This is a genomic window from Nocardioides rubriscoriae, assembly GCF_008087085.1.
Classification (GTDB): Bacteria; Actinomycetota; Actinomycetes; order Propionibacteriales; family Nocardioidaceae; genus Nocardioides; species Nocardioides rubriscoriae.
Genome location: NZ_VIYJ01000018.1, coordinates 1 through 16458, shown reverse-complemented (window position 1 = coordinate 16458; position 16458 = coordinate 1). Strand labels below are relative to the sequence as shown.

13 protein-coding genes and 1 rRNA gene are annotated in these 16458 nt (G+C 73.0%); 2 read left to right on the top strand and 12 right to left on the bottom strand.

What is annotated here, in order from left to right:
- Positions 1–221: 221 nt before the first annotated feature.
- The 4 genes from FZC61_RS22365 to FZC61_RS22350 all read right to left on the bottom strand — a co-directional run bounded on the left by FZC61_RS22365 (position 222) and on the right by FZC61_RS22350 (position 5616).
- Positions 222–2837: a DEAD/DEAH box helicase gene (locus FZC61_RS22365; protein ID WP_148616485.1), complete on the bottom strand. Its 2616-nt coding sequence runs from the start codon at positions 2835–2837 to the stop codon at positions 222–224.
- A gap of 28 nt (positions 2838–2865) precedes the next feature.
- The gene (gene xerD / locus FZC61_RS22360) at positions 2866–3798 is read right to left on the bottom strand and encodes a site-specific tyrosine recombinase XerD (RefSeq protein WP_246142854.1); all 933 of its coding nucleotides are present in this window, start codon (positions 3796–3798) and stop codon (positions 2866–2868) included.
- Between the two features lie 22 nt (positions 3799–3820).
- A complete protein-coding gene (gene ald / locus FZC61_RS22355; RefSeq protein WP_148616483.1) occupies positions 3821–4948 on the bottom strand; it encodes an alanine dehydrogenase in 1128 nt (375 codons plus the stop codon).
- A gap of 86 nt (positions 4949–5034) precedes the next feature.
- The gene (locus FZC61_RS22350; RefSeq protein WP_148616482.1) at positions 5035–5616 is read right to left on the bottom strand and encodes an NUDIX domain-containing protein; all 582 of its coding nucleotides are present in this window, start codon (positions 5614–5616) and stop codon (positions 5035–5037) included.
- Between the two features lie 90 nt (positions 5617–5706).
- Here FZC61_RS22350 and pepN point away from each other — a divergent pair, with 90 nt between their 5' ends.
- Positions 5707–8175: an aminopeptidase N gene (gene pepN, locus FZC61_RS22345; RefSeq protein ID WP_148616481.1), complete on the top strand. Its 2469-nt coding sequence runs from the start codon at positions 5707–5709 to the stop codon at positions 8173–8175.
- Between the two features lie 35 nt (positions 8176–8210).
- Here the strand turns inward: pepN and FZC61_RS22340 are convergent, their stop codons facing one another.
- The 6 genes from FZC61_RS22340 to FZC61_RS22320 are packed head-to-tail and all read right to left on the bottom strand — an operon-like array spanning position 8211 to position 14627.
- Positions 8211–9905: a CTP synthase gene (locus FZC61_RS22340; RefSeq protein WP_148616480.1), complete on the bottom strand. Its 1695-nt coding sequence runs from the start codon at positions 9903–9905 to the stop codon at positions 8211–8213.
- 29 nt (positions 9906–9934) lie between these two features.
- Positions 9935–11632, bottom strand: a complete 1698-nt coding sequence (gene recN / locus FZC61_RS22335) for a DNA repair protein RecN (protein ID WP_148616479.1) — start codon at positions 11630–11632, stop codon at positions 9935–9937.
- Positions 11629–12594, bottom strand: coding sequence for an NAD kinase (locus FZC61_RS22330; RefSeq protein ID WP_148616478.1), 966 nt, complete (start codon positions 12592–12594; stop codon positions 11629–11631). The genes recN and FZC61_RS22330 overlap by 4 nt, the downstream gene beginning before the upstream one ends.
- Positions 12591–13430 carry a TlyA family RNA methyltransferase gene (locus FZC61_RS22325; protein ID WP_148616477.1) on the bottom strand — a complete coding sequence of 280 codons (840 nt, stop codon included), beginning with the start codon at positions 13428–13430 and terminating at the stop codon, positions 12591–12593. The genes FZC61_RS22330 and FZC61_RS22325 overlap by 4 nt, the downstream gene beginning before the upstream one ends.
- A gap of 2 nt (positions 13431–13432) precedes the next feature.
- On the bottom strand, positions 13433–13609 hold the full coding sequence (locus tag FZC61_RS23270) for a hypothetical protein (protein ID WP_170286234.1): 177 nt from the start codon (positions 13607–13609) through the stop codon (positions 13433–13435).
- 10 nt (positions 13610–13619) lie between these two features.
- The gene (locus FZC61_RS22320) at positions 13620–14627 is read right to left on the bottom strand and encodes an HAD-IIA family hydrolase (RefSeq protein ID WP_148616476.1); all 1008 of its coding nucleotides are present in this window, start codon (positions 14625–14627) and stop codon (positions 13620–13622) included.
- A gap of 64 nt (positions 14628–14691) precedes the next feature.
- Here FZC61_RS22320 and FZC61_RS22315 point away from each other — a divergent pair, with 64 nt between their 5' ends.
- Entirely contained in the window at positions 14692–15870 is a 1179-nt protein-coding gene (locus FZC61_RS22315; protein ID WP_148616475.1) for a DUF1015 family protein, read from the top strand.
- Here the strand turns inward: FZC61_RS22315 and FZC61_RS22310 are convergent.
- Both FZC61_RS22310 and rrf read right to left on the bottom strand, forming a co-directional pair.
- Complete coding sequence (locus tag FZC61_RS22310) at positions 15788–16165, bottom strand: single-stranded DNA-binding protein (protein WP_148616474.1); 378 nt, start codon at positions 16163–16165, stop codon at positions 15788–15790. The two genes, FZC61_RS22315 and FZC61_RS22310, sit on opposite strands and share 83 nt — an antisense overlap.
- A gap of 173 nt (positions 16166–16338) precedes the next feature.
- Positions 16339–16455 (bottom strand): 5S ribosomal RNA (gene rrf, locus FZC61_RS22305).
- Positions 16456–16458 lie beyond the last annotated feature (3 nt).

The following is a 16458-nucleotide window of genomic DNA, read 5'->3' as shown; positions in this document are numbered from 1 at the left end:
GACGGGCCGGCGACCGGCCCGACCCCCAGTCTCAATGTCGACACGACGACTTTGGGGACGACTCGCCGGGAGCCTAGGGCCGTCTCTCCACGGGTCGCACCACCGGGGGCGTCATCCCCAGGCCGCAGGAGCGGTGGGTCCACCCACTGAGCGACGCCCGGGCACATCATCCACAGGCGGGGCCCTGCTGTGCAGGAGCCTGTGGACGGCTGCGCCGCACCTCAGGAGTCGGTGAGGCAGCGCAACGAGACGGTCGCGAGGACCAGCTCGCCGGTGTCGTCTGAGGCGTCGAGGTCGGCCAGCGCCTCGATCACCCAGTCGCGGTCGCCCGCGGGGTCGGGGACGGTCTGCACCACCCGCCACAGGCGGGTCGTGCCGTCGTCCTCGTCGGCGTCGACGCCGACCGGCGTCCCGGTCTCGGGCTCGATGCGCAGCAGCTCGGGCCCGCGCGCGTCGCCGTCGGTCAGCACGGTGTCGTGCTGGGCGTAGTAGGCCCCGATCGCCTCGTCCCAGGCCGAGCGCCCCATCACCACCGCGCGCGGCGGGTCGACCCGGTCGGCGGCGTCGCGCTCGAGGCGCATCAGCCCGTCGAGGTCGTCACGGGCGACGAGGTCGACGCGTCGCCACATCGCGTTGCGCACCATCACCCGGAAGGCCCGGTCCTGCTGGGAGATCGGGCGCGGCGAGGTGGGCAGCGCGTGCTCGGTGACCACGCGCGAGGCGTGCTCGGGGTCGTTGAGGGCCTCCCACTCGTCCAGCAGCGACGAGTCGGTCTGGCGGATGGTCTCCCCCAGCCACTCCAGCAGGTCGTCGAGCTCGGGGGTGCGGTGGGCCTCGGGCACGGTCTGACGCAGGGCGCGGTAGGCGTCGGTGAGGTAGCGCAGCACCAGCCCCTCCGAGCGCGCCAGCTGGTAGCGCGAGCAGAAGTCGGTGAACGACATGCCCTGCTCGTAGATCTCGCGCACCACCGACTTGGGGTCCAGGGCGTCCTCGCGCAGCCACGGGTGACGCCCGCGATAGATCTCGTACGTCGCCCCGAGCAGCTCGGCCAGCGGCTGCGGCCAGGTGATCTTGTCCAGCAGCGCCATGCGCTCGTCGTACTCCAGGCCGTCGGCCTTCATCTCCGCGAGCGCCTCTCCGCGCGCCGCGTGCTGCTGGGCGAACAGGATCTGGCGCGGCGCCTCGAGGGTCGCCTCGATGACCGAGACGATGTCGGCGGTGTAGTCGTCGGACTCGGGGTCGAGCAGGTCGAGCGCCTCGATGGCGAAGTGCGACAGCGGCTGGTTGAGCGCGAAGTCGTCGGGCACGTCGTCGGCCAGCACGTAGCGGCGTCCGAGCTCGTCGGGCCGATCGAGCCGGACCACCGTGCCCGAGGTGATCAGGCTGCGGGCCAGGCGCAGCGCCCGGCGTGCCAACCGCAGCTGCTGACGCGGCGCCTCGTGGTTGTCGGTCAGCAGCCGACGCATCACCGCGAAGGCGTCCTCGTCGCGCGAGAGCACGTTGACGAGCATCGCGTTGTCGACCTTCATCCGCGACACCAGCTGCTCGGGCACGCCGGCGACGAGCTTGTCGAAGGTCGCCTCGGTCCACACCACGGTGCCCTCGGGCGGCTTCTTGAGCTGGGCCTTGCTGCCCTTCTTGGCCCGCTTCTCCTCGCTCATCGCCGCGTTCTTGGCCGCCGCCTTGGCCTTGGCCCTCTCGTTGGCGATGGTGTGCTCGGGGGCCTGGACGACGACGTAGCCGGCGGTGTCGAAGCCCGCGCGGCCGGCGCGACCGGCGATCTGCAGGAACTCGCGCACCCGCAGCACGCGCGACCGGTTGCCGTCGTACTTGGCCAGCGCGGTGAACAGCACCGTGCGGATCGGCACGTTGATGCCGACGCCGAGGGTGTCGGTGCCGCAGATGACGGTCAGGGCTCCCGACTGGGCCAGGGTCTCCACGAGCCGGCGGTAGCGCGGCAGCATGCCCGCGTGGTGCACCCCGATCCCCCGGCGCAACAGCTTGGCCAGCGTCTTGCCGAAGCCGGCGCCGAAGCGGAACCCGACAGGCAGGTCGACCACCGTGCCCTTGGGCAACCACGGCGCGGTGAGCAGCGACGTGGCGTGCTCGACGGCGTCCTTCTGCGTGAAGTGCACGACGTAGGCCGGCGCCTGGTGGGTGGTGACGATTTCCTCGAGCGTCTCGGCCAGGGGCGTGAGCGCCCAGGTGAAGCTCAACGGCACGGGTCGCTCGGCCTGGTCGATCACCGCGGTCTCGCGACCGTTGCGGCGCGTGAGGTCGGCGGCCAGCTCGCTGACGTCGCCGAGCGTCGCCGACATCAGCACGAACTGGGCCTGGGTCAGCTCCAGCAGCGGCACCTGCCAGGCCCAGCCGCGGTCGGGCTCGGCGTAGAAGTGGAACTCGTCCATCACCACGAGGCCGACGTCGGCCCCGGCGCCCTCGCGCAGGGCCAGGTTGGCCAGCACCTCGGCGGTGCAGCAGATGACCGGGGCGTCGGGGTTGACCGTCGCGTCGCCGGTGAGCATGCCGACGTTGTCGGCGCCGAAGACCTGGCACAGGTCGAAGAACTTCTCGCTGACCAGCGCCTTGATCGGCGCGGTGTAGAACGACACCCGGTCGTCGGCCAGCGCCGCCTTGTGCGCAGCCATCGCGACCAGCGACTTGCCCGAGCCTGTCGGTGTGGCCAGCACGACGTTGTTGCCGGCGAGGATCTCGAGCACCGCCTCGTCCTGGTGCGGGTAGAGCTCCAGCCCGCGGCCGGTGGCCAGGGCCGTGATGTCGTCATAGACGGCGTCCCAGTCGGTGTCGCGGGAGGTGTCGCGCGCGGCCTGGGTCACCGGGTCATCACCGCACCCGGTGGGGCACTCACTCCCGGGCGCGGGGGTGCGCGGTCGCGAAGACCTCACGCAGGTTGTCGACGGTGACCAGCGTGTAGACCTGCGTGGTCGTCACCGACGCGTGGCCGAGCAGCTCCTGGACCACCCGAACGTCGGCGCCGCCGTCGAGCAGGTGGGTGGCGAAGGAGTGCCGCAGCGTGTGCGGCGAGACGTCGCGCGTGACCCCGGCGCGCTCGGCAGCCTTGACCAGCACCGCCCACGCCGACTGCCGCGACAGCCGACCGCCGCGGGCGTTGAGGAACAGCGCCCCGCCGACAGCCCGGGTCGTGAGCAGCTCGGTGCGCCCGCACACCAGGTAGGCCTCGACGGCCTCGCGCGCGAAGGACCCGACCGGCACCAGCCGCTCCTTGCCGCCCTTGCCGCGCAGGAGCACGGTGCCGTCGGTCAGGTCGAGGTCGTCGACGTCGAGGCCGACGGCCTCGGAGATCCGTGCCCCGGTGCCGTAGAGCACCTCGAGCAGCGCCCGGTCGCGCAGCGCCAGCGTGGTACCCGGGGCGCCGGCCGCGTCGAGGATCGCCTCGACGTCGGCCAGCGGCAGCGCCTTGGGCAGCCGCTTGGCCGGCGACGGGGGCTTGACCGCCGCCGCGGGGTCGACCTGCGCGAGCCCGTCAGCGACCGCGAACCGGTGGAAGCCGCGCACGGCCACGACGGTGCGCGCCGCGGAGGTCGAGCTCAACGGCGGGTGGTCGGCGTCGCCCTCGCGCAGGCCCACCAGGAACGCCGTGACCGTCGCCTCGCTCACCCCGCCCAGGTCGTCGATCCCGGCCGCCGCCAGGAACTCGACGTAGCGCCTCAGGTCGCGACGGTAGGACGTGAGCGTGTTGAGCGCGAGGCCCTTCTCGACGGTGAGGTGGTCGAGGTAGGTCCGCACGGCGACCTGGACCGGCGTCGCGCCCGCCACGGCCGCCACGGTCAGCCGGCCGTCACGAGGTGAGCACGTCGTCGAGGGAGACCGCGGTGATGCCGACGGCCTCGCCGACGGGTGCGTTGGTGAGCTCGCCGGCGTGGGTGTTGAGCCCCAGGGCCAGCGACCGGTCGCTGACGCACGCGTCGAACCAGCCCTGGTCGGCCAGCGCGACGGCGTACGGCAGCGTCGCGTTGGTCAGGGCGTACGTCGAGGTGTTGGGCACGGCGCCGGGCATGTTGGCCACGCAGTAGAAGGTCGAGCCGTGCACCTGGTAGGTCGGGTCGGCGTGGGTGGTGGCGTGGGTGTCCTCGAAGCAGCCGCCCTGGTCGACGGCGATGTCGACGAGCACCGAGCCCGGCTTCATCCGCGAGACCAGCTCGTTGGAGACCAGCGTGGGCGCGGCCGCGCCGGGGATCAGCACCGCACCGATGACCATGTCGGCGTCCATGACCTGCTGCTCGATCGCCAGGCGCGACGAGGCCAGACCGTGGACCCGGTTGTTGTAGCGCCAGAACGACATCCGCAGCTTGTCGAGGTCGGTGTCGAGCAGGGTGACGTCGGCGCCCATGCCGAGCGCGATGTTGGCGGCGTTCTGGCCCGAGACGCCGGCCCCGATGATGACCACCTTGGCGTTGGCGACCCCGCCGACGCCGCCCATCAGCACCCCGCGACCACCCTGGGCCTTGAGCAGGTTGTAGGCGCCGACCTGCGGGGCCAGGCAGCCCGCGACCTCCGACATCGGGTAGAGCAGCGGCAGCCCACCGGAGGGCAGCTGCACGGTCTCGTAGGCGATGCCGGTCACCTTGCGCCGCATCAGCTCCTCGGTCAGCGGCTTGTCGGCCGCGAGGTGGAGGTAGGTGAAGAGGGTCAGGCCCTCGCGCATCCGGTGGTACTCCTCGGCGACCGGCTCCTTGACCTTCAGGACCATGTCGACGCCGCCGTCGGTGCCCCAGGCCTCCTCGGGCGTCGCCACGATGGTCGCGCCGGCCGCGACGTACTCGTCGTCGGTGATCGACGACCCGACACCGGCCCCCTCCTGGATCACCACGTGGTGGCCGTGCGCGGTCAGCTCGTGCACGCCGACGGGCGTGATGGCGACGCGGTACTCGTGGTTCTTGACTTCCTTCGGGACGCCGATGCGCACGTCAATCTCCCTGGGTGTCGGAGGTGGTGGGGTGTGGCGGGACGGGTGGCTCGTGGCCGAGACGAACGCTAGTGCTTCGACGCAGGTCAGACGAGCCCACGGGCCCGGGCCAGCAGCACGCACTGGATCACCGGACCGTCGCTGACCCGACCGTCGAGCACGGCGTCGTACAGGTCGGCGAAGGGGACCCAGGCGGTCGTCATGTCGGCCTCCTCGTGGTGCAGCTCGAAGTCGCCACGGTCGGCGTGGCTCAGCCCGCGGGCCAGGAAGAGGTGGTGGACCTCGGCGCTGATGCCCGGCGAGGGGTACGACGACGCCAGGTGCGTCCACGACGTCGCCTGCAGCTGCGCCTCCTCGCGCAGCTCGCGCCGGGCGACCTCGACCGGTTCCTCGTCGTGGCCGTCGAGGAGGCCGGCCGGGATCTCGACGAACCGGCGGCCCGCCGCGTGGCGGTACTGCCACAGCACCAGCGCGCGCTCGTCGTCGTCGACGGCCAGCACCACGGCGGCACCCGGGTGCTCCATCACGACCCGACGCGCGGTGGCCCCGTCGGGCGTGGCGACCCGGTCCTCACGCAGCGCGACCACCCAGGCGTCGCGGTGGAGGTACCGGGTCTCGGTGACCGGCCACTCCTGCGGGGTGTCGGCGAGGTCCTCGGAGGCGGCCATGCGGGCGAGGTTAGCGTGTGCGTGACCGCCCCCACGGCGCCCGGACGGACCCGGCGTCCGCCACGGGGGCCACGACGATCGGAGAACTCCGTGCCCGAGCTCAGCCTGACCCAGCAGGAGGCGGCGCAGCGTGCCGCGCTGCTCACCGTGCAGCGCTACGACATCGAGGTCGACCTGCGCGGGCTCCTCGACGGCGAGCGCTGGGCCGCCACCTCGACGGTGACCTTCTCGTGCGCCGAGCCGGGCGCCACCACCTTCGTCGACTGCGTCGCCACGGTGCTGGCCGCCAGCCTCAACGGCCAGCCCCTCGACGTCGCGACCGTCGTCGACGGACGCCTGCCCCTGACCGGGCTGCAGGCCGACAACGTGCTGGTCGTCGAGTCCGAGCAGCTCGACACCACCTCGGCCGCCGGCATCCTGCGCACCGTCGACCCGGTCGACGGCCTGGTCTACGTCTGGACCAGCTTCGAGGCCGACGACGCCCGGCGGGCCTGGGCGTGCTTCGACCAGCCCGACCTCAAGGCACCGCACGGCTTCACCGTGCTGGCCCCGGCCTCCTGGACGGTCACCAGCAACAGCGCCCCCGACGTCGTCGAGGACGGGCCCGGCGCAGCGCGGACCTGGCGGTTCGCCGACACCCCGTCGCTGTCGACGTACGTCGTGGTGGTCAACGCCGGGCCCTTCGTGGAGATCCGCGAGGAGCGGGGCGGCCACAGCCTGGGCCTCTACGCCCGCCAGTCCCTGCGCGCCTACCTCGAGCGCGACGCCCAGGAGCTGCTCGGGCTGACCGAGACCGGGCTCGCCTTCTTCGGCGAGCAGTTCGGGCAGCCGTTCCCCCAGCACCGCTACGACCAGGTCTTCGTGCCCGACATGGGCGGTGCGATGGAGAACTGGGGCAGCGTCACCTGGACCGACGCGGCCCTGCACCGCAGCGAGCCGACCCGCCAGGACCGGTCGTGGGTCGCCAACGTGCTGCTACACGAGATGGCCCACATGTGGTTCGGCGACCTCGTGACGATGCGCTGGTGGGACGACCTGTGGCTCAACGAGGCGTTCGCGTCGTGGGCGGCGCTGTGGGCGCAGGTGCGCACCACCGACTACACCGAGGCGGTCGCCTCCGAGCTGCTCGCCTCCCAGCCCTCCGCCTACGCCGCCGACATGGGCCCGGCGTCGCATCCGATCCGCGGCGAGGTCCCCGACGTCGCGCAGGCGATGGCCAACTTCGACGCCATCACCTACGAGAAGGGGTGCACGGTGCTGGGCCAGCTGGTCGCCCACGTCGGCGAGGACGCCTTCGTCGAGGGGCTGCGCTCCTACTTCCGTGACCACGCCTGGGGCAACACCCGGCTCGGCGACCTGATGGACGCCGTCGGCGCGGCGGCCGGCACCGACCTCACCGGCTGGACGGCCGCGTGGTTCGACCGGGCGGGCACCGACACCCTGACCCTGGTCACCGGGCCTGGCGGCGCCGAGCTCCACGCCGTCGCACCCCACGGCTCCCCGCGTCCGCACACGGTCGAGATCGGTTCCTACCGCGACCCCTACCGCGATTCCGGAGAGGGCCCGCTCGAGCTCGTGGCGACCACGCGCGTCACGACCACCGGTGACCGCACGCCCGTGGCCGACCTGCCCACCGCCGACCTGCACCTGGTCGACGCCGGTGCGGCGACGTTCGCGGCGGTGCGCACCGAGGGGGCCACCGAGCAGCTGCTGGCCTCGGCGGGCCGGCTGCCCGACCCGACCGCGCGCGCCGTGGCCCTGAGCGCCGTCTGGGACATGCTGGTCAAGGGCGAGGTCTCCTCGGGCGAGGTGCTCGACTGCTTCCTCGACGCGCTGGCCCGCGAGGACGAGCCCCTGGTCGTGGAGCCCCTGCTCGACCTCGCCACGCGGGTCGCGACGTCGTGGACCCCCTCGGACCAGGTCGCTGCGCAGCAGGCCCGGGTGGCCGAGCGGGCGACCGAGGTGGCCCGGGTGCCCGACCTCCGCGCGCCGGCGCTGCGCACCCTCGCCGACACCGGCACGGCCGACCAGCTCGGCCCGGTGACCGATGCGGTGGCCGACGACCTCGAGCTCCACTGGCGGCTGCTGACGCGTCGGGCCTCGCTCGGCGAGCACGACGAGGCCGCCGTCACGGCCCTCGCGGCGCTCGACCCCGACCCCGACGCCGGCGTGCGCGCGGCCATCGTGCGCGTGGCGCAGCCCGACGCCGAGGCCAAGGCCACGGGCTGGCAGCTGGCCGCGGTCGAGCGCGGCATCCCGGCCGGCGGGCTGCTCGGTGACTTCCGTCGCGCCTTCTGGCGCCCTGAGCAGGCCGACCTGGTCCTGCCCTACTGCCAGGCCTACCTCGACCTGGTGACGTCACTGCCGCCCGGGGCGATGCTCAACGTGCTGGGCCTGATCGGGGCCCTCTACCCCGACGTCGCCGACCAGACGTTCGTCGACCACGCCCGCACCGCGGCCGCCGACCCGGCGACCACGCCGACGGTGCGCAGCCAGCTGCACACGGCCACCGACCTGCTCGTACGCCGGCTGCGCGCCCGCGACGTGGCGATCAGCTAGCGCGGCGTCCCCGGGCCCGGTCGACGGGCCCGGGGTCAGTCGACCGACAGGCTCTCGTCGAGGGGCACCTCGATCGGGAACCGCAGCTCCTTCTGCCGCTCGATGGCCGCGCCGATGAGGCCGGCGAACAGCGGGTGCGGCCGGGTCGGGCGCGAGCGCAGCTCGGGGTGGGCCTGGGTGGCGACGTAGTAGGGGTGCTCGTCGCGGGGCAGCTCGACGAACTCGACGAGGTCGAGGTCGTTGTTGAGCCCCGAGAACACCATGCCGGACTCGGCGATCTGGTCGCGGTAGTCGTTGTTGACCTCGTAGCGGTGGCGGTGCCGCTCCTCGATGCGGTCGGCGCCGTACTGCTCGCGCACGATGCTCCCGGCCAGCAGGTCCGCCGGGTAGAGGCCGAGCCGCATGGTGCCGCCCAGGTCGCCGGCGCCCTCGACGAAGGACTTCTGCTCCTCCATCGTGGCGATCACGGGCTCGGGGCAGTCGGGGTCGAACTCGGTCGAGGCGGCCTTCGACAGCCCGGTGACGTTGCGGGCGTACTCGATGACCATGCACTGCAGGCCCAGGCACAGCCCGAGGGTGGGGATCTTGTGGGTGCGGGCGAACAGCAGCGCGCCGAGCTTGCCCTCGATCCCGCGGATCCCGAAGCCGCCCGGCACGATGATCGCGTCGACGTCGGCGAGGTGCTTGGCGGCACCGGCCGGGGTCTCGCAGGTGTCGGAGGCGACCCAGCGCACGTGCACCTTCGCCTCGTGGGCGAACCCGCCGGCCCGCAGGGCCTCGACGACCGAGAGGTAGGCGTCGGGCAGGTCGATGTACTTGCCGACCAGGGCGACGGTCACGTCCTCCTTGGGGTGGTGGACGCGGCGCAGCAGGTCGTCCCACACGGTCCAGTCGACGTCACGGAACGGCAGGTCGAGGCGGCGTACGACGTAGGCGTCGAGTCCCTCGCGGTGCAGCACCTTGGGGATGTCGTAGATCGACGGCGCGTCGGCCGCGGTGACGACGGCCTCCTGGTCGACGTCGCACATCAGCGAGATCTTGCGCTTGATCGAGTCGGGCAGCTCGCGGTCGGCCCGGCACACGACGGCGTCGGGCTGGATGCCGACCTGGCGCAGGGCGGCCACCGAGTGCTGGGTCGGCTTGGTCTTGAGCTCCCCCGACGGACCGATGTACGGCACCAGCGACACGTGCAGGAAGAAGCAGTTGTCGCGGCCGATCTCGTGGCGGACCTGCCGAGCCGACTCGAGGAAGGGCAGCGACTCGATGTCACCGACGGTGCCGCCGATCTCGGTGATGACCACGTCGATGTCGGGCCCACCCATCGCCAGGATGCGGTCCTTGATCTCGTTGGTGATGTGCGGGATCACCTGCACGGTGTCGCCGAGGTAGTCGCCGCGACGCTCCTTGGCGATCACGCTGGAGTAGACCTGCCCGGTCGTGACGTTGGCGATCCGGCCGTTGAGGTCGGTGTCGAGGAACCGCTCGTAGTGGCCGATGTCGAGGTCGGTCTCGGCCCCGTCGTTGGTGACGAACACCTCGCCGTGCTGGAAGGGGTTCATCGTGCCGGGGTCGACGTTGAGGTACGGGTCGAGCTTCTGCATGGTCACGCGCAGACCACGCGAGCGCAGCAACCGCCCGAGGCTGGAGGCCGTCAGCCCCTTGCCCAGCGACGAGGCGACGCCGCCGGTGACGAACACGTGCTTGGACTGGTCAACCGGGGCCGCCTTCACGGGATTCGATCCTATCCCAGTCAGCGGGTTCAGCGGACAGCGGCGCGCGCGACCTCGAGCAGCTCCTTGGCGTGGGCCAGCGCGGTGTCGGAGTCGGCCATGCCCGCGAGCATGCGCGAGAGCTCCTTCTCACGGGCCGCGTCGTCGAGCACGGTGAGCCCCGAGGTGGTGACCGAGCCGTCGCTGGCCTTGCGGACCAGCACGTGCCGGTCGGCGTAGGCGGCCACCTGGGGCAGGTGGGTCACCACCAGGACCTGGGCGGTGCGGGCGAGCTCGGCGAGCCGGCGGCCGACCTCGACCGCTGCAGCGCCGCCGACCCCGGCGTCGACCTCGTCGAAGACGAACGTCGGCACCGGACTCGTGCCGGCCAGGGCGACCTCGAGCGCGAGCATGACCCGTGAGAGCTCACCGCCCGACGCGCCCTTGGTGAGCGGGCGCGGCTCGGCCCCGGTGTTGGCGGCCAGGAGCAGCTGGACGTCGTCGGCACCGTGGGCGGCCGGCTCGACCGGCGTCACGCTGACCGCCAGCCGGGCGTGTGGCATCGCCAGGAGCGCCAGCTCGGCGGTGACCTGCTTCTCGAGGCGGCGCGCAGCCTTGGTGCGGGCCTTGCTGAGCGCCGCTGCGGCGGTGGTGAGCTCGGCCGACAGCCGGTCGCGCTCGGCCGTGAGAGCGGCGATGCGCTCGTCGGTGCCGTCGAGGTCGAGCAGCCGGGTCGCCGCCTGCTCGGCCCAGGCGAGCACCTCGTCGATGCTGTCGCCGTACTTGCGGGTCAGCGCGGTCAGCGCCGCGCGCCGCTCGGAGACCACGGCCAGGCGCGAGGGGTCGGTCTCGAGCCGCGAGGCGTACGACGCCACGTCGGCGGCGACGTCGGAGACGAGGTAGGTCACCTCGGCCAGCCGGTCGGCCAGGCCCGCTGCCTCGGGGTCGTGGTCGCGCACGCTCTCGAGGAAGCCGCGCGCGGCCGAGGTGGTGGCCAGCGCGTCGGGCCCCCCGGACTCGCTCGACAGCGCCTCACGGGCCTGCTCGGCCGCGGTGCGCAGGGTGTCGGCGAAGCCGAGCCGGGACTCCTCGGCCGCCAGGGACTCGTCCTCGCCGGGCTCGGGCGAGACCTCCTCGACCTCGCCGAGCCCGAAGCGGAGCAGGTCGGCCTCGCGGGCCCGCTCGCGCGCCGACGCGGTGACCTCGGCGAGCTCGCGGCGGGTGGCCTCGAGCTCCCGGTAGGTGGTGACGTAGGTGGCCAGCAGCCTCGCGACGGCGTCGCCGCCGAAGCGGTCGAGCGCGTCGCGCTGCGCACGCGGCAGCAGCAACCGGTGCTGGTCGGACTGGCCGTGCACCGCCACGAGCTGCTCGGCGACCTCGGTCAGCCGGGCGACGGGCACCGAGGCCCCCCCGACGAACGCCCGGGAGCGTCCCTCGGCCGAGACGTTGCGGGCCAGCACGACGGTGCCGCCGTCGGGTCCGTCCTCGACCTCGCCTCCCGCCTCCTCGACCGCAGCCGCGAAGGCGTCGAGGCCGGCGACGCGCACCACACCCTCGACCCGGGCCTGCTTGGCGCCGGTGCGCACCGCACCGGTGTCGGCGCGCCCCCCGAGGAGGAGCCCGAGGGCCGTGACGACCATGGTCTTGCCGGCCCCGGTCTCTCCGGTGATGACGGTCAGGCCGGGCCCGAGCTCGAGCACCGAGGAGTCGATGACCCCGAGCGAGCCGATCCGGATCTCCTCGATCATGCCGGTCCCCCGTTGGTGGTGTCGGCGGCACCGTTGTCGCCGCGCAGCCGTCGCTCGCCCTGACCTCGCCAGCCCTCGACGTTGAGCCCGAACTTGGCGACCAGCCGGTCGGCGAACGGGGCCGTGTGGAGCCGGGCCAGCCGCACCGGCTGCCGGCCGCGGCGGACCTCGATGCGGGCGCCGGGGGGCAGGTCGACGGTGCGCCTGCCGTCGCACCACAGCACCCCGGAGCCCTGGTTGCGGCTGAGCACCTCGATCGCGATGAGCGAGTCGGGGGCGACCACCATGGGGCGCGCGAACAGGGCGTGGGCGCTGAGGGGCACCAGGCACAGGGCCTCGACCTGGGGCCACACGATCGGGCCGCCGGCGCTGAAGTTGTAGGCCGTCGAGCCGGTCGGGGTCGCACAGACCACGCCGTCGCAGCCCCAGCGCGACAGCGGTCGCCCGTCGACCTCGACGACGAGCTCGAGCATGCGCTCACGGGCGGCCTTCTCGACGCTGGCCTCGTTGACGGCGAAGGTGCGGTCGACGACCTCGCCGTCGACCACGACCTCCACGTCGAGGGTCAACCGGTCCTCGACGGTGTAGGTGCCGTCGACGATCGAGCGCATGGTCGACTCCATCTCGCCGACCTCGGCCTCGGCCAGGAAGCCGACGTGACCCAGGTTGACGCCCAGGACCGGGGTGCCGCTGTCGTGGGTGAGCTCGACCGCGCGCAGGATGCTGCCGTCACCGCCGATGACCAGGGTCAGCTCGCACCCGTGGCTGGCGTCGGTCTCGGACTCGGTGAGCTCGATGCCGGGACCGGCCGCGCCCTGGGCGAGCCCGAGGTCCTTGGCCTCGGTCGCCATGAGGCGCACGACGAGGCCCTCGCGGGTGAGGCTCTCGACGAAGGCCGTCGCCACGACACGCGCCTCGGCGCGGCCGGTGTGGGCCAGCAGCAGGACGCGACGGGTAGTCATGGCGTCAGCCTCTCACCCGGCACCCCCAGGTCGTCGGCGCCGTGCACAGCCCCGACGATGTCGTCGGTGGTGATCTCGGCCTCGCCGCGGCGCAGCCAGAGGAAGAACTCCACGTTGCCCGACGGTCCGGGCAGCGGTGAGCGAGTGACCCGGCGTGCCCCCCACCCCCGCCGCGCCGCCTGGGCGGCGACGTGCTCGACGGCCTCGACGCGCAGCGCGGGGTCGCGGACCACCCCGCCCTTGCCGACCCGGTCCTTGCCGACCTCGAACTGCGGCTTGACCATGAGCGCGAGGTCGCCGTCGTCGGCGGTGACACCGACCAGCGCGTCGAGCACCAGCGTCAGCGAGATGAACGACAGGTCGCCGACCACCAGGTCGACGGCGCCACCGACGAGCTCGGGCGTCAGCTCGCGCACGTTCTGCCGGTCGACCACCCGCACCCGGTCGTCGCTCTGCAACGACCACGCCAGCTGGCCGTAGCCCACGTCGACCGCGACCACCTCGTGCGCCCCTCGGCGCAGCAGCACGTCGGTGAACCCGCCGGTGGAGGCTCCCGCGTCGAGGCACCGGCGGCCGGCCACCACCAGCCCGGCCGGCTCGAAGTCGTCCAGGGCACCGGCCAGCTTGTGCCCGCCCCGGGAGACGTAGTCAGGCCGGTCCGGGTCGTCGGCCACGACGATGGCCACGTCGGTGGTCACCCCGGTCGCAGGCTTGCCCGCCACCGCGCCTGCGACCTTGACCCGCCCGCCGGCGACCAGCTCCGCCGCGTGCTCGCGCGAGCGCGCCAGCCCGCGTCGTACGAGCTCGGCGTCGAGACGCAGCCGCCGCGGCGGCACGATCAGGCCGGGCGCGGGTCGTCGAGCGTGCGCCGCAGCTCGGCGTGCGCCTGCTCGAACACCGCGACCTGGTCGGCCAGGGGGAGGCCGCCGAGCATGGCGACCGCGTCGATCACCGCGTCGACCCCATCGATCCCGGTGGTGTCGGGGCGCTCGGCAGGCGCGTCGTCGTGGATCACGAATCCGAGGTTAGCGCTCGTCGTCGACCGGCACGGTGACGCCCGTCGTGTCGGCGGGGTCACCGTGGTCGTCCAGCCACTCCCACGCCGCGGCAGCGACGACGCGCCACCAGTCGGCGGCTGCTCCTCCGCCGTCGACCTCCAGCGCACCGTCCTCGACCCACGCCCGCCACCCGCCCAGGTCCCAGCCCCCGCCGCTCGGCTCCGGGGCCGGCTGCGGCTCGGTCAGGGCCCGCAGGTCGAGCCCGACGTACGACGGCCGCTCGGCCGCACGTGCCGCGACCAGCTCGGGCAGACCGGTCACGCCGGTGAGCACGAGCAGCGAGTCGATCCCCACCCGTCGAGCGCCCTCGATGTCGGTGTCGAGTCGGTCCCCGACCATCAGCGGCCGGTCGCCGCCCATCCTGCGCACCGTCTCGTCGAGCAGTGGACGCTCCGGCTTGCCGGCCACCACGGGCTCGACCCCGGTGAAACGCCGCACGGTGTCGACCAGGACCCCGTGCCCGGGAGCCACGCCGTAGCCCGTCGGGATCGTGGCGTCGGTGTTGGTCGCCACCCACCACAGCCCCTCCCGGACCCGCACCGCCGCGCGCATGATGTCGGCCCACGGCACCTGCGGGCCGTACCCCGACACCACCGCGTCGGCCTCGTCGTCGACGCCGACGGCCTCCAGCCCACGTGCGGCCAGGGCCTGCGCCAGCCCCTCGGCACCCAGGAGCACCACGCGTCCTCCCGCGCCCAGTCGGTCGCGGAGCACCGTCGCCGCGGCCTGCGCCGAGGTGACGACGTCGTCGGGCGTCGCGGGCACGTCGAGCTCGCTGAGGTGGTCGGCGACCGCAGCCGGCGGCCGGGAGGCGTTGTTGGTGATGAACGCCAGCCTCATCCCCTCGCCGCGGGCCGCCGCCAGGTGCGCGGGTGCTCCGGGCACGGCGTCGTGCCCGACGTAGACCACGCCGTCGAGGTCGAGCATCGCGAGGTCGTAGGCGTGGGACAGCGGCGTTGCGGACGACGACAGCATGGCGTCACTCTTGCACCCGCCCGGCGTGCGCCGACCTCCAGGACCGGCCTCGTAGGCTGCCCGGATGGACCAGGCGCCGGTGACCCCACCTCTCGTCGCCGGGCCACTGCGTCTGGTCCCCTTCCGCGCGCTGCGGCTGACCGGCCCCCGCATCGCCGACCCCGCGTCGGCCCGGACCCTCGCCCGCCCCTACCGCGACGTCCCGGAGCGACTGCGCAGCTGGCAGCAGCGGGGGTTCCTGGTCCACGACGCCGAACCCGCGCTCTACCTGCACGAGTACACCGTCAGTGGCATCACGGTGCGCGGCCTCGTCGGCGCCGTCGACGTCTCGCACCGCACCTCACGCCTCGACCAACGTGCGCTGCTGCCGCACGAGGGGATCTACCCGGCCCAGGCCGACGACCTCGCGGACCGGATGGCCGAGATGGGCATCAACCCGGCCCCGATCCTGCTGGTGCAGCGATCGCCTGCGGCCCTGCGCGAGCTGCTGGCTACCGTGCGCTCGGGCCCGGCCGAACAGCTCGTCGACCGCTCCGACCACCTCCACCGCGTGTGGACCCTGCGCGACCCCGCGCTGCTGGCCGCGGTCCAGGAGCTCCTCGGCCCGACCACGGCCCTGATCGCCGACGGCCACCACCGGTACGCCGCATACCTCAAGCTGCAGGCCCGTGACCCGGGGGCACCCACCGACCGTGGCCTGGCGATGCTGGTCGACCACGACGACACCCCGCTGTTCCTGGGGGCGATCCACCGCGTGCTCGTCGGTAGCTCGGTGCGCGACCTGGCCGACGCCGCTGCGGCCCTCGAGATCCCGACGCGCGTGGTGACCCAGGACCAGGCGGTGGCCGCGCTCGGGCCGGCGACTCTGGTCGCCACCGACACCGAGACCTGGTTGGTCCTCGACCTCGACCTGTCCGACGACGACCGCGTCGAGGTGGAGGTGCTCCACGACCGTCTGGTGCCCTCCTTGGGCCACGGTCCGCGTCGCATCACCTACCACCACACCGCCCAGGACGCCCTGCATCTGGCCGGACCCGACTACGGGACGGCCGTGCTGATGCCGGCGCCGACCCTGTCCCAGGTGCAGCAGGTCGTCGACGCGGGGCGCCTGTTTCCCGAGAAGGCCACTTCGTTCCAGCCCAAACCGGCCTTCGGGGTCTTCATCCGGTCCTGGCACGACGAAGGACCCGACCTCGCGTCACCTCCACCTCCACCCGCGACGCCGGACCCGCCGCCGTCCTGAAGAACCGGCGCCTCAGCTCTCCGGTGACCTCCACGACGTCACCCACCCGCCACGAGAGCGCCGCACGCTTGGTCCGGGCCGTCCAGGCCACGCACTCGAGCGCATCGACGGTCGTCCTGCGCTTGGCGTCGGGCACGCGTGCCACCACGACCCTGAAGGACACCAGCGTGTCGCCGCTGGGCATCTGCTTCTCCTCGGGTGCCGCGGTCAACCGGCCCACGAGACGCACCTCGTTGACGACCTCGTCGATCGCGGCCTGGGTGGATCCGACGGTCTCCTTGTGCTGTGCAGCCATTGCACCTCACCTCCTGACGCTGACCCTGACCGCGCCCACCGACGGCGCCGGCCCGAGGGCGCGGACCTTGTGGAGGAACGCCCCTGGCGTCGCCCTGTGGACGACTCGTGTTCAACAGCAGGGAAAAACACAAAGAGGCGACCCGATATCGGGTCGCCTCTTCGCGAATGTTTGTCCGGCGGCGTCCTACTCTCCCACAACCTCGCGATTGCAGTACCATCGGCGCTGGCAGGCTTAACTTCCGGGTTCGGTATGGGACCGGGTGTTTCCCTGTCGCTATGGCCGCCGTAACT